Below are 13,853 nucleotides of genomic sequence, written 5' to 3'. Positions count from 1 at the left end.
CGCGTCGGCGAGCGTGCGCAGCACCGTGGGCGGCTGCGAGCGCTCGGCGGCGTCGACCGTCCGCAGCACCGGCACGCGCACCCGGCGGCCGTCGTGCCGGGCGACGAGCAGGACGGGCCCGCCGACGACGGCGCTGACCTCGACGGACGTGGTCGGGCCGAGCGGCACCGCGGTCCGCCAGGGGCCCAGCCCGGGCCCGGCGAGCCGGCCGGCGTCGTCCAGCCACGCGGACCGGCCCAGGGGCGTGAGGGCGGGGATCCGCAGCGTGTCCGGCACCGGCACTCCGTCTCGTCGGGAGGGGCGGGTGCCCCTCGGCTGCCACCGTAGCGAGGCCGGAGCAACTTCCAGCAACCGGTTGTCACCCCTCCGCCATCCCCGCGAGGCTGCCGGTGACCGGGCGGCACCGTGCCGCCCTGCCCCCGGGAGGACGGCGATGGAGCACACCTGGCGCTGGTTCGGCGACCGCGACCCGATCACCCTGGCGGAGGTCCGCCAGACCGGCGCGACCGGCGTGGTGACGGCGCTGCACGACATCCCCAACGGCGGGGTCTGGCCGGTCGAGGCGATCCGGGAGCGGCAGGCGGTGATCGAGGCGGCGGGCCTGGTGTGGTCGGTCGTGGAGAGCGTCCCGGTGCACGAGGACGTCAAGCGCGGCGGGCCGCTGCGGGACCGTGCGGTGGCGGCGTACCAGCAGACGATCCGGAACCTCGCGGCGTGCGGCATCGACCTGGTCTGCTACAACTTCATGCCCGTGCTGGACTGGTCCCGCACGGACCTCGCGTACCCGCTGGACGACGGGACGTGGGCGCTGCGGTTCGACGCCGACCAGCTCGCGGCGTTCGACCTGTTCCTGCTGCGCCGACCGGGCGCCGCCGCGGAGTACGACGCGGAGCAGACGGCCCGGGCGCGGGCGGTGCTCGACGGGCTGGACGAGGCCGGGCGCGCGCGCCTGGTGGACACGATCCTGCTGGGGCTGCCGGGGTCGGAGGAGCGGTACTCGCTGGACGAGTTCCGGGCGGCGCTCGCCGCGTACGACGAGGTGGACGCCGACACGCTCCGGGGCAACCTCACGTCGTTCCTGCGGGAGGTGGTGCCGGTGGCCGAGGAGGTCGGCCTGCGGCTGGCGATCCACCCGGACGACCCGCCGCGCCCGTTGTTCGGGCTGCCACGCGTGGTGTCGACGGCCGAGGACGCGCAGCACCTGCTGGACGCGGCTCCGTCCCCGGCGAGCGGCCTGACGATGTGCGTCGGGTCGTACGGCTCGCGCGCGGACAACGACGTCGTCGCGATGACGGAGCGGTTCGCGGAGCGGATCTACTTCGCGCACCTGCGCTCGGTGACGCTGCAGGACGGCGGGCGCAGCTTCTACGAGGCCCCGCACATCGCCGGCGACGCCGACATGGTCGCCGTCATCGGAGCGCTGGTCGCCGAGGAGCGTCGCCGCGAGCGCGAGGGCGGCCCGCGGCTGCCGATGCGCCCGGACCACGGGCAGCGGATGCTGGACGACCAGGCGCGCGAGACGTACCCGGGCTACTCGCTGATCGGCCGGCTCAAGGGGCTGGCCGAGCTGCGCGGGGTCGAGCAGGCGGTCCGGCGGCTGCTCCCGGCGGCCTGAGGCCACCGCACCGAGGGCGCGGGCCTACGATCGCGGGATGCAGGCCGACGACGGCGCACAGCGCGGGACCCGCGCGCCGACCATCTACGACGTCGCCCGGGCCGCGGGGGTCTCGGCGTCGACGGTGTCGCGGGCGTTCGCCCGGCCGGGGCGCGTCAACTCGGAGACGGCGGAGCGCGTCCGGGCGGCGGCGACGGCGATCGGCTACCGGGCGAACCCGGTGGCGCAGGCCCTGTCGACGGCGCGGACGCGGATGATCGCGGTGCTGGTCTCGGACCTGTCGAACCCGATCTACGCGGAGCTGCTGCGCGGCGCGCAGGTCGCGGCGTCGGCCGCCGGGTACGGGGTGCTGGTGGAGGACACCCGGGAGGATGCCGTCACCGAGCGGGAGACGGCGGAGCGGATCCTGCCGCTGGTGGAGGGGGTGCTGCTGACGTCGTCGCGCATGTCGGACGCGGCGATCCGCGCCGTCGCGAAGCAACGGCCGGTGGTCGTGCTGAACCGCGGGTTGGCGGACGTGTCGTGCGTGGTCGCGGACGAGGCGCGCGGGACGCGGCGCGCGGTCGAGCACCTCGGCGAGGCCGGGCACCGGGACCTGGCCTACGTCGCCGGTCCCGACGCGTCGTGGACGAACGGCGCCCGGTGGCGCGCGTTCAGCGACGCGTGCCACGAGCTCGACCTGACCGGCCGCCGGATCGGGCCGTTCGAGCCGACGTTCGCGGGCGGGTTCGAGGCCGCGCTCGCGCTGGCGGGCGCGCGGTCGTCGGGGGTGCTGGTGTTCAACGCGCTGATGGCGGTGGGCGTGATCCGCGGGTTGCAGCAGGCGGGTCTGGACGTCCCCGGCGACGTGAGCGTGGTGGGGTTCGACGACGTCCTGATCGGGCAGATCGTCTCCCCCGCGCTGACCACGGTGTCGACGCCGTTGCAGGCGATGGGCGCGACGGCGCTGCGCAACCTGCTGGCCCTGGTGAACGGCGCGCGGCCCCGGTCGACGGGGCCGGTGGTCGTCCCGGCGCGGCTGCTGCCGCGGGAGTCCTCGGGCCCGGTGGCGGCCCGCACGCCCTAGCCGGGACCACCCCGGGGCAACTGGTGGCAACCGCTTGCAGCCGCGCCGCGCGGGTCCCGAGCATGGCCGCATGGTCACGCTGTCGTCACCCGTCGCCCCGCCCCGGATCGCGCTGCACCCCGACCGGCTGCTGCCCGCCGACCCGGCGACCCGGTCCGTGGCGCGCGACCTGTACGCCGCGGTGCGCGACCTGCCGGTGATCTCCCCGCACGGCCACGTCCCCGCGCGCTGGCTGGCCGAGGACCTCCCGTTCCCGGACCCGACCGCGCTGCTCGTGACGCCCGACCACTACCTGACCCGCCTCCTGCACGCCCGCGGGGTGCCGCTCACCGACCTGGGCGTGGGCGTCGAGGACCCGACCCCGGAGCGGTCGCGGGCGGCGTTCCGCCTGGTGTGCGAGCACTGGGCGGCGCTGCGCGGGACCCCCGTGAAGCTGTGGCTGGAGCAGGTGCTGGCCGAGGTGCTCGGCGTCGACCTGGTCCCGTCGGCGGCCACGGCGGACGACGTCTACGACGCCGTCGCGGAGCGGGTCGCCGAGCCCGGGTTCCGGCCCCGCGCGCTGTACGACCGGTTCCGGCTCGACGTGCTCGCCACCACCGACGACCCGTGCGACGACCTGCGGCACCACGCGGCGCTGCGCGACGACCCGACGTGGCACGGCCGGGTGGTGCCGACGTTCCGGCCGGACCGGTACCTGGAGGCCGGGCACCCCGCCTGGGCGGCGCACCTCGACGCGCTGGCGGAGGTCACCGGCACCGACACCGACACCTTCGCCGGGTGGGTGCGCGCGATGGCGGACCGGCGGGCGTACTTCGCGGCGCACGGCGCGGTGTCGTCCGACCACTCGCACCGCGACGTCGTCATGGCGCCGCTCGACCCGGCCGAGGGCGAGCGGCTGTACGCCGCGGCGCTCGCCGGGCGGGCGACCCCGGCCGAGGCCACGACGCTGCGGCGGGGGCTGCTGTTCGAGCAGGCACGCATGGCCAGCGAGGACGGCCTCGTGATGACCCTGCACCCCGGGGTGTCCCGCGACCACCACGCACCGTCCCGCGACCGGCTCGGCCCGGACATCGGCGCGGACATCCCGGTGGCCGTCGAGCTCACCGAGGCGCTGCGGCCCGTGCTGCACGCGTTCGGGACGCACCCGCGGTTCCGGCTCGTGGTGTTCACCATCGACGAGACGGTGTTCTCGCGGGAGCTGGCGCCGCTGGCCGGCTTCTATCCGTCGCTGTACGTCGGGGCGCCGTGGTGGTTCCTCGACGCCCCCGACGCCATGGACCGGTTCCGGTCCGCCGTCACGGAGACGGCGGGGTTCGCCAAGACCTCCGGGTTCGTGGACGACACCCGTGCGTACCTGTCGATCCCCACCCGGCACGACGTCAGCCGCCGCGCCGACGCCGCCTACCTCGCCCGGCTGGTGACCCAGCACCGCCTCACCCTCGAGGAGGCGCACGAGACCGCGGTCGAGCTCGTCACGTCCATCCCCCGAAAGGCGTTCCGGCTGTGACCACCGACCTCGACCACCGCCCCGTCCCCGCCCCGACCGGGCTGCGGCTGTCCCGGGCCGCCGGGCACGGCCGCCCCGCCGCACCCGTGCGGATCGTGCACCTCGGCCTCGGGAACTTCTTCCGGGCGCACCAGGCGTGGTTCACCGACAACGCCCCCGACGCCGCGGACTGGGGCATCGCGGCCTTCACCGGGCGGTCCCGCACCGTCGCGGACGCGCTCGCACCGCAGGACGGCCTGTACACGCTGGTGACGCGCGCCCCCGACGGCGAGCGGCTGCGGGTGGTGTCCAGCCTGTCCGCCGCGCACGGCGGCGACGAGCACGACGCGTGGCTCGGCTACTGGGCGGACCGTGCGGTCACGGTCGCGACGTTCACGGTCACCGAGGCGGGGTACGTCCGCGCGGCGGACGGCGGCCTCGACACCGACCACCCCGACGTCCGCGCGGACGTCGCGACCCTGCGCGCCGACCGGCACGCCCCCGTGCGCACGGCCCCCGCCCGGGTCGTCGCGGGCCTGCGGCTGCGGCGCGCGACCGGCGCCGGGCCGATGACGCTGCTGCCCTGCGACAACCTCCCCGAGAACGGCCCCGCGCTGCGCCGCGTCGTGCTGGACCTCGCCGATCTGGTGGACCCGGCGCTCGCCGCGTGGATCGCGGCCGAGGTCGCGTTCGGCACCACCACCGTCGACCGGATCACCCCGGCCACCACCGACGCCGTCCGCGAGTCCGTGCGCGCCGCGACCGGCCTCGCGGACGCCGCGCCGGTGCGCACCGAGCCGTTCGCCGAGTGGGTCGTCGCCGGGGAGTTCCCCGGCGGACGCCCCGCGTGGGAGGAGGTGGGCGCGCAGGTCGTCGACGACGTGCTGCCGTTCGAGCACCGCAAGCTCTGGCTGCTCAACGGCGCGCACTCCATGCTCGCCTACGCGGGCACGCTGCTCGGGCACGAGACCGTCGCCGACGCGGTCGCCGACCCCCGGCTGCGCGGGTGGGTCGAGGGCTGGTGGGACGAGGCGGCCCGGCACGTGCCGCTGCCCGCCGACGACCTCGCCGCGTACCGCCGGGCGCTGCTGGACCGGTTCGGGAACCCGCGCATCGAGCACCGGCTCGCGCAGATCGCGGCCGACGGCTCCGAGAAGCTCCCGGTGCGGGTCGTGCCCGTGCTGCGGGCCGAGCGCGCGGCGGGGCGGGTGCCGACCGGGGCCGCGACGACGCTGGCGGCGTGGGTGCTGCACCTGCGCGGGGGTGCGGCGGCCGTGGCCGAGGCCCGACCCGAGCGGGTGGCGGGGCTCGCGGACGGGACGTTGGACGACGCGGTGCGGGCGGTCGTGGCACGGCTGGCCCCCGACCTCGCCGGGGACGTCGCCCTCGTGGACGCGGTGCGGGAGCGGGCGCGGGCGCTGGCGGCCCTCAGGGGCTGACGCACCACCGCTCGGCGCGCGAGCATGAAGCCCGACGGACGAGAGGAGACCAGCGTGGAACGGACGCGCGTGAACGGCCAGCAGAACGGGCCGGATGATCTCGCGACGGCCGAGGAGCGGAGCAGCACGTCTGCGCGGGCAGGGCGCGCAGCAGACGTAGGCGTGCACCACGACCCGGTCCTCGGCTGGCTGGACGGGTGCGCCGCGATCCGGGATCTGGAGGGCGGCACCGACCTGCTGCCCCCGGCCGTGCGTCATCGCTGACGGCCGAGCGCGCGTCCACCGCGACGTCACGCTCGCCGCAGCACCACCACCTCCGCCGGTGCCAGCGCCACCGCGTCGCCGGCGACCCACCGGCGCCCGGTCAGCAGGTCCTCCCCGTCGGCGTGCGCCGCGACGGTGACCGGCTCCGTGCCGTGGTGCAGCACCAGGTCCACCTGGTCCCCGCCGACGGTGACCCGGGTGGCGACCTCCAGCCCCGGCACGTCGGCGTAGGGGCCGAGCAGCCCGTGCCGGTCGAGGGCGCCGCGCACCACGTGGGCCAGCCCGTCCTGGTCGAGCGCGGTCCCGAGGTACCAGACGTGCCCCTCCACCCCCGGCGTTCCGGACACCCGGTTGCGGGTGACCGCGGGCTCCCCCGCGTAGAAGTCGACCCCGTACCGGGCCACGACCTCGGCCCCCTCGGGCACCAGCACCTCGAACAGCAGCCGCCCGCCCGAGACGACCGGCTCGGCCCCGGTGAAGGTCACCGGGTTGACCACGTCGGGCTCGGCCGCGTCGGTCTCCGCGACCCGCACCCCGGCGAGCCCGGCGAGCGGCCCGGGGACGTCGGCGAGGAACCGCCGGTCGTCCTCGTCGACCCGCCCGGACAGGTACCCGGTGAGCACGGTCCCGCCGCGCTCGGCGACCGCCGCGAGCCGTGCCGCCAGGTCGCCCTTGATCATGTGCAGCAGCGGCGCGGCCACCACGTCGTAGCCGGTGAGGTCGGCGGTCACCGGGACGACGTCGACCTGCGCACCGGCGTCCCAGAACGCCCGGCCCCACTCCAGCAGCGTCGGCAGGTACTTGACGAGGCGGTTGGGCCCGTCGGCCATCTCGACGGCCCACCAGGAGTCCCAGTCCACGAGGATCGCGGTGCGGGCGGGGGTGCGGGCGCCGAGCAGGGTGTCCCCGACGCGTTCGAGCTCGGCCCCGAGGCCAGCGACCTCGCGGAACGCCCGGGTGTCGAGCCGCCCGGAGTGGTCGAGGACGGCGCCGTGGGTCATCTCGCAGGCGCCGCGCGAGGCGCGCATCTGGAAGAACAGCACCGCGTCGGCGCCGTGCGCGACGGCCTGCCAGGACCACAGCCGCATGATCCCGGGGCGGCGGACGGGGTTGACGTCGCGGGACGCGGTGACCGTGGGCGTCTGCTCCATCAGCCAGAACGGCGCGCCGTCCTTCAGGCCCCGCATCAGGTCGTGGGTGAGGGCGGTGCGCCAGGGCTCGTCGGTGCGCGGCGGGTAGTTGTCCCAGGACGCGAAGTCCAGGTGCGGGGCCCACCGGTGGTAGTCGAGCGGCTGGAAGAACCCCATGAAGTTGGTCGTCACCGGCAGGTCGGAGTGCGCGCGGATCGCGGCCTTCTCCTCGCTGAACTGCCGGATCGCGTTGTCGGTGCTGAACCGGTAGTAGTCGAGCGTGATGCCCTGGAACGCGGTGTACCCGCGGCCCTTCCAGTGCTCGGTGAGGGCGCTGGGCGGCTCGATCTCGTCCCAGTCGGTGAAGCGGTGCGACCAGAACGTGGCGTTCCACGCCTCGTTGAGCGCGTCGAGCGTGCCGTACCGCGCCCGCAGCCAGGTCCGGAACTCCGCGGCGCACAGGTCGCAGTAGCAGGCGCCGCCGTCGCCGCCGTACTCGTTGCCGACGTGCCAGGCGACGACGGCGGGGTGGTCGGCGTACCGCTCGGCGATCCGTCCCGCGATCCCGGCGGCGAGGCGGCGGAACGCCGGGGACGACCAGCACGCGTTGTGCCGCTGCCCGTACCGGTGCTTGCGGCCCTCGAAGTCGACCCGGGTGACCTCCGGGTAGGCGCGCGCGATCCACGGGGACAACGCGCCGGTGCCGGTGGCGAGGCAGATCTGCCGTCCCTCGTCGGCGGCGCGCCCGACGATGTCGTCCAGCACGGTGAAGTCGAACCGGTCCTCGGCGGGCTGGGTGAGCGACCAGGTGAACACCCCGAGCGTGACCGTGGTGATCCGCGCGGCGTCGAACGCCGCGTGGTCGGCGTCCCAGACCGCCTTGTCCCACTGCTCGGGGTTGTAGTCGCCGCCGTAGGCGATCCCGGGCGTGACGGGCAGCCGCGCCGGCGTCGGCCGCGTCGGCAGGGTCGGGTCAGGCATGGTCGGTGAACCTCTCGGTGACGTCGGCGACGAGCGGGCGGGACATCTGGTGCAGCAGCAGCACGGCGGCCCAGGCGAGCAGCACCGTGACGACGTCGAACGCCACGACCGTGACGGTCGCGCCGACGAGCAGCAGGCTGAGGACGCCGAGGCTGAACCGCCACTGCGGCGCCACCTGCGCCAGGGCGATCCGGACGGCGTCCCGCAGCCGGAACGTGAACCGGGCCTGGAGCACCGCGAGGTGCCCGGCGAGGACGACGAGCAGCAGCGCGAGCGCGAAGGCGGCGGGGCGCAGGGCGGTCCCGCCGGGGACGACGTCGGCGTGCGCGACGTTCACGGCGAGCACGCACAGCAGCGCCAGCAGCGGCGCCCACCAGGCGAGCGTGCCGCGCGCGTCCCGCCGGTAGGCGCGCCAGAACCCGCGCGCGGGCGACAGGTCCGGGTCGACCTCCCAGGACCGCACCGCGGCGAGCCCGGCGACGACCGCCGGCCCGACCGGCAGCAGCGCCGCGGCGTACAGCGGCAGGTTGGCGGCGTCCCGCTCGAGCAGCACGACGACGACGGCGCCGGGCAGCGTGGTGAGGACCAGCAGCACCTCCAGCACCAGCCAGCGGTAGAGCACGGCCGCGCCCCGGGACAGCGCGCCGGGACCGACCTCGTCGTCGCTCCACGTGCGGGCCCCGCTCACCGGGATCCGCCTGCGGCGGGCACGTCGTGTCGCCCGGCGCCCTGCGCCGCCGCTGGCGCGGCGGCCGAGGAGTGCCCGAGCAGCCGCCCCTCGTCCGTCCACGGCGGCGCCGCGTCGGGCGCCCCCGCGACCTCGACCAGCGCGATCCCGTGCCGCCCGAGCGCGACGTCCACGGCCACCCGCCCGCCCGCCGCGGCCACGCGGCGCACGGTCAGCGCGGGCACAGACGCGTCGTGCAGGTCCGCGAGCGCCCGCCGGTCCGGAGCGAGCGGGCTGCCCATGGCCTGCCAGGCGGTGCGGGCGTTGCCGCGCTCGGCGTCGACGTGCCGCTCGGTGACGACGGCGTCGGGGCCGACGAGCGCGGCGGGCAGGTCGAGCCGCACCCGGTGCCCGCCCTCGGGGACGGTCGTGCCGTCGAGGGGCTGCCAGAGCAGCGCGCTGACCCGCCCGTCGGGGTGCCGGGTGACGAGGTGGTCGTCCCCGCGCGCCAGCACGTCGGTGCCGAGCCGGGCGGCGAACGCGTAGAGGTGGAACACCGGCTTGCGGAGCTGCCGGTGCCCGAGGAGGCCGAACCCGCCGTGCAGCGGCGCGGTCGGCACGCCCTCCTCCTCGAAGACGTCGCACAGCGTCCAGTACGAGAACGAGGCGACGTGGTCCCCGCCCGCCGCGAGCACGGGGGCGAGGTACGCGGCCTGGTAGGCGGTGTCGTGCACGGGGTTGTCGGGCCGGTACGACGAGGAGAACTCGGTGATGTGCACCGGCAGCCCCGCCAGGGCCGTCGATGCCAGCAGTGCCCGGGGCGTCGCGAACTGGGTCAGCAGGTCCTGCGGCGGGCGCAGCGTCTGGTGGGTGCCGAACGGCACGTGCTGCGCGGGCCCCGAGGTGTAGGCGTGCTTGCTGACGAAGTCGCACGGCACCCCGGCCGCCGCGACGTGGTCCGCGAACCGGGGCAGCCAGTCGTCCGCGCCCGGCGACACCGCGGGCCCGCCGACGGGGATGTCCGCGTCGACGTCCTTCACCGCCCGCGCCGCCGCGTCGTACAGCCGGTGGTACGCGGCCTCGTCGGCGTCCTGCCAGAACACCGGCAGGTTGGGCTCGTTCCACACCTCGACGGGCCAGGTGCGGACCTGCTCGACCCCGTACCGGTCGACCAGGTGCCGCAGCAGCGCCCGCACCAGGCCGGCCCACGCGTCGTGGTCGGTCGGCGGAGTGACGTTGCCGCGCCACCAGAACTGCGTCTGGTCGCCGGAGGCCAGCGCCGCCGGCATGAACCCGAGCTCCAGGAACGGGTCCATGCCGGCGTCGAGCCAGGTGTCCACGACGAGGTCGACGTACGCGAAGCCGTACCGGGTGCCCGACGCGCCGCCGTGCGACCACGGCCGGACCAGCCCCATGTCGTCGTGCAGGATCCCGTGGGCGCGGGTGGCGGCGAAGCCGATCTCGTCCTGCACGACGGCCAGGGAGTCCCGGTAGTCGGCGTGCAGCACCTCGCGGGTGCGGCCGGTGCCGACGCAGGCGCGCCAGGCGTCGGGGAACGTCGCGACGGGCTGGTCCGGGACGGTGACGGGGGTGAGGACCACGGGTCAGCCGTTCTCCGCCACGTAGCGCTCGCGGGCGCCGTTGACGATGTCGACGTACTGCGTCGCGCCCTTGCTCTCCAGGTCGGCGACGAAGGCGTCCCACTCGGACAGGTCGCGCTGCCCGAGGATGAACTGGACGGTGCCCTGGGAGACGGCGTCGCGCAGCGTGGTGTCGATCAGGGTGATCTGCTCGACCTCGAGCTCGTCCAGCGGGGCGGGCGGGGCGAGGTCGATCATGTCGTAGTCCGCGATGGACTCCTGGAACGCGATCTCGGCGTCCGAGAACGTGGACCACAGCAGGTCGGTGGTGCCGCCGTAGGCGACGTTGCCGCCGGAGAACCCGAAGTCCTTCTGCAGGTGCTTCGGCGCCCCGGGGTTGAGGCCGACGAAGTCGACGTCGGCGGCCAGGGTGCGGGTGCCGTCGTCGGCCTTGTCGAAGGTGGTGCCCTCGACGCCCCACTTGACGAACTCCTGGCCCTCGTCGGAGTAGAACAGCCAGTCGACGAACTGCATCATCGCGACGAAGTCCGGGGAGTCCGCGGCGTCGGCGTTGATCATCAGGCCGTTCTCCAGCTGCGACACCGGGTTCAGCACGCAGCCCGCGTCGCCGCACGGGAACGGGATCTTGGCGACGGTCGCCTCCGGGTCGTTGGCGGCGAGGCCGGGCTCGTAGTCGTTGACGACGCTCTGCGCGTTCGCGCTGATCGCGGCGGACCGGCCGGTGACGAACTTCTGGATGGCGGTGTCGTCGTCCTGCGTGAAGCTCTCGGGGTCCATCAGCCCGTCGGCGACGAGGTCGTGCACGTACTCGACCAGCGCCCGGTACTCGGGGGTCGTGGCGGTGGCGACGAACTCGCCCGCGTCGTCGTCCCAGGTCGCGTTGTCGTAGCCCCAGCCGGCGGAGGTGCCGAACCCGAGCGCGGCGACGTTGAGGAAGCTGCCGGCCGGGTAGCCGTCGGAGAACCGGTCGGAGAACGGGTACTCCCCCGGGTTCGCCTCCTGCACGGCCTCGAGCGTGTCCCGGAACTCGTCCCAGGACGTCGGGACGTCGAGCCCGAGGTCGGCCAGCACGTCGGTGCGCATCGCGATCGAGTAGTCCTGCCACGGCGCCTCGTGCAGCCCGGGCAGCACGTAGTACTTGCCGTCCGCCTGCCGGAGCTGGTCGATGTTGTCCTCCAGGCCCCACTCGGCGACCTTCGCCTGGTAGTGCGGCATCAGCTCGACGTAGTCGGACACCGGGAGGATCGCGCCCGAGGACACGAACGCCTCCTCCTGACCCGGGTAGGTCTTGGCGATCAGCGTCGGGGCGTCGCCCGCGCCGATGAGCAGGCTGCGCTTCTGCTCGTAGTCGCTCATCGGGACCAGCGTCGGCTCCACGGTCACGCCGGTGCGCTCGGTGATCTCGGACCACAGCAGCCAGTCCGACTTCGACGGGTAGTTGGGGTGGTCGGAGAACAGCATCGAGAAGGTCAGCGGCTCGGTGGCCGTGAACTGGTCGCCGACGCCGTAGTCCTCCATGGCGCCGGTGCGGTTGTCGAGCCCGGAGGACCCGTCGCCGTCGTCGGAGCCGCCGGAGCAGGCGGTCAGGGTCAGGGCGAGCGCGGCGACGGCGGCGAGGCCGGCGCGCGCGGGGGTGGTGCGCGGGGACATGGGAGGTCCTTTCATGACGAACGACGTCGGTCGACCAGAAGGAGGCAGGGAGTGCGCGTCAGCCCTTGACGGAGCCGAGCATCACCCCCGACACGAAGTACCGCTGCACGAACGGGTACACGCAGAGGATGGGCAGCACCGTGAGCACCATCGTCACGGACTGGATGTTGGCGCTGACCTGCGCGACGTCCGCGACGGCGGCGCCCGTGGACTGGGCCGACGAGGACCCGGCGATGAGGTTGCGCAGGTAGACGGTGACGGGGAACAGCTCGGAGCGGTCCATGTAGAGGAAGGCCGCGAACCAGGAGTTCCAGAAGCTCACCGCGTAGAACAGCACCATGGTCGCGAGCACCGCCTTGGACAGCGGGATCACGATCTTCCACAGGATCCGGTAGGTGCCGAGCCCGTCGATCTGGGCCGCCTCCTCCAGGTCCCGCGGGAGGTTCTCGAAGAACGACTTCATCACCAGCAGGTTGAACACGCTGATGGCGTTGGGCAGCACGATCGCCCACAGGGTGTTCTTCAGCCCGAGGCTGGTGATGAGCACGTAGTTCGGGATGAGCCCGCCGTTGAAGAACATCGTGAACACCGCGATGCCGATGAGCACGGTGCGGCCGCGCAGGTGGTGCTTGGAGATCACGTACGCGTAGCAGGTGGTGAGCACGATCGCGATGGCCGTCGCGACGACGGTGTAGATCACGGTGTTCTTGTAGTTGGTCCAGAACATCGCGTCGCTCATGACCAGCTCATAGGTCGTGAGGTTGAACCCGACGGGCAGCAGGTTGACCTGCCCGGAGCGGATCGCGGTGTCCGAGGAGAACGACCGCGCGATGATCATGAGGAACGGGTAGAGCGTCACGGCGACGACGCCGAGCAGCACGACGACGTTCGCGACCCGGAACACCTGGTACCCGCGCGAGTCCTGCAGCAGCGTGCCCGTGCGGGACGTCACCGGCGCGGCCGGGCGGGGCTTCTCGACGGTCACCACAGGCTCGCTCCCACCGCTCGCTTCGAGATCGCGTTCGCGGAGAGGATCAGCGTCAGGCCGATGATCGACTCGAACAGCCCGATGGCCGCCGCGTACGAGAAGTTGTTGGACACCAGGCCGACCCGGTAGAGGTACGTCGAGATGACGTCGGCCGTGGGGTAGGTCAGCGGGTTGTAGAGCAGCAGCACCTTCTCGAACCCGACCGCCATGAACGTGCCGATGTTGAGGATGAGCAGCGTGACCATCGTCGGGCGGATGCCCGGCAGGGTGACGTGCCAGGTCTGCTGCCACCGGTTCGCGCCGTCGATGCGCGCCGCCTCGTAGAGGCTGTCGTCCACGGTGGTCAGCGCGGCGAGGTAGAGGATCGTGCCCCAGCCGACGGTCTGCCAGACCTCGGAGGACACGTAGATCGCCCGGAACCACTCGGGTTGCTGCAGGAACGAGACGGCGTCGCCGCCGAGCGCCGTGACGACCTGGTTGACCGTGCCCTCCAGCGACAGCAGCTGGAACAGCATCCCCGCGATGATCACGATGGACAGGAAGTGCGGCAGGTACGACACCGACTGCACGAACCGCTTGAACTTCCGCGACCGCAGCTCGTTGAGCAGCAGCGCCAGCACGATCGGCAGCGGGAAGCAGAACAGCAGCGTCAGCAGGCCGATCACCAGGGTGTTCCGGAAGACCATCCAGAACGTCGGGTCGGACAAGAACATCTCGACGTAGCGGAAGCCCACCCACTCCTCGCCGAAGATGCTGCCGCCCGCACGGAACTTCCGGAACGCGATGACGTTGCCGAGCATCGGCACGTACCGGAACACCAGGAAGAACACGAGCGGCACCAGGGCCAGCGAGTAGAGCTGCCAGTCCCGGCGCAGCGCGGTCCGCCAGGGCACCTTGCCCGCCGCGCGGCCGCGCGGACGCCGGGCGCGGGGGCTGCGGCGGCGGCGCGTGCCGTCGGGCTCGGCC

General features: G+C 74.0%; 12 protein-coding genes. 5 read left to right on the top strand and 7 right to left on the bottom strand.

The window, feature by feature from the left end; genetic code table 11:
* Positions 1–276: hypothetical protein (locus tag EBM89_RS21420; protein WP_158609707.1), on the bottom strand; the 276-nt coding region annotated here is incomplete at its 3' end.
* Between the two features lie 157 nt (positions 277–433).
* Here EBM89_RS21420 and uxuA point away from each other — a divergent pair.
* The 5 genes from uxuA (at position 434) to EBM89_RS16980 (ending at position 5,870) form a co-directional block, all read left to right on the top strand.
* Positions 434–1,615: a mannonate dehydratase gene (gene uxuA, locus EBM89_RS17000; protein ID WP_122150831.1), complete on the top strand. Its 1,182-nt coding sequence runs from the start codon at positions 434–436 to the stop codon at positions 1,613–1,615.
* 37 nt (positions 1,616–1,652) lie between these two features.
* Positions 1,653–2,681, top strand: coding sequence for a LacI family DNA-binding transcriptional regulator (locus tag EBM89_RS16995; RefSeq protein WP_122150830.1), 1,029 nt, complete (start codon positions 1,653–1,655; stop codon positions 2,679–2,681).
* Positions 2,682–2,751: 70 nt separating this feature from the next.
* Positions 2,752–4,188, top strand: a complete 1,437-nt coding sequence (gene uxaC, locus EBM89_RS16990; protein WP_122150829.1) for a glucuronate isomerase — start codon at positions 2,752–2,754, stop codon at positions 4,186–4,188.
* Positions 4,185–5,606: a mannitol dehydrogenase family protein gene (locus EBM89_RS16985; protein ID WP_233571812.1), complete on the top strand. Its 1,422-nt coding sequence runs from the start codon at positions 4,185–4,187 to the stop codon at positions 5,604–5,606. The genes uxaC and EBM89_RS16985 overlap by 4 nt, the downstream gene beginning before the upstream one ends.
* A 54-nt stretch (positions 5,607–5,660) precedes the next feature.
* Positions 5,661–5,870, top strand: a complete 210-nt coding sequence (locus EBM89_RS16980) for a hypothetical protein (protein WP_122150828.1) — start codon at positions 5,661–5,663, stop codon at positions 5,868–5,870.
* A gap of 26 nt (positions 5,871–5,896) precedes the next feature.
* On the opposite strand, the gene EBM89_RS16975 is transcribed toward EBM89_RS16980, so the two are convergent.
* The 6 genes from EBM89_RS16975 to EBM89_RS16950 all read right to left on the bottom strand — a co-directional run.
* Positions 5,897–7,981: a beta-galactosidase gene (locus EBM89_RS16975; RefSeq protein ID WP_122150827.1), complete on the bottom strand. Its 2,085-nt coding sequence runs from the start codon at positions 7,979–7,981 to the stop codon at positions 5,897–5,899.
* Positions 7,974–8,669, bottom strand: coding sequence for a DUF624 domain-containing protein (locus EBM89_RS16970; protein ID WP_158609706.1), 696 nt, complete (start codon positions 8,667–8,669; stop codon positions 7,974–7,976). Before EBM89_RS16970 ends, EBM89_RS16975 begins: the two co-directional genes overlap by 8 nt.
* Positions 8,666–10,249 (bottom strand): GH39 family glycosyl hydrolase, encoded by a 1,584-nt coding sequence (locus EBM89_RS16965; protein ID WP_122150825.1) that lies wholly within the window; start codon positions 10,247–10,249, stop codon positions 8,666–8,668. Before EBM89_RS16965 ends, EBM89_RS16970 begins: the two co-directional genes overlap by 4 nt.
* A 3-nt stretch (positions 10,250–10,252) precedes the next feature.
* On the bottom strand, positions 10,253–11,899 hold the full coding sequence (locus tag EBM89_RS16960; protein WP_122150824.1) for an ABC transporter substrate-binding protein: 1,647 nt from the start codon (positions 11,897–11,899) through the stop codon (positions 10,253–10,255).
* 58 nt (positions 11,900–11,957) lie between these two features.
* A complete protein-coding gene (locus tag EBM89_RS16955) occupies positions 11,958–12,887 on the bottom strand; it encodes a carbohydrate ABC transporter permease (protein ID WP_439647200.1) in 930 nt (309 codons plus the stop codon).
* The coding region (locus EBM89_RS16950) for an ABC transporter permease (RefSeq protein ID WP_199732175.1) at positions 12,881–13,853 on the bottom strand (973 nt) is incomplete at its 5' end. The genes EBM89_RS16955 and EBM89_RS16950, both read right to left, overlap by 7 nt.

It is taken from the genome of Cellulomonas triticagri (assembly GCF_003696205.1).
Taxonomy (GTDB): Bacteria; Actinomycetota; Actinomycetes; order Actinomycetales; family Cellulomonadaceae; genus Cellulomonas; species Cellulomonas triticagri.
This window is presented reverse-complemented; position numbering and strand designations above follow the sequence as displayed.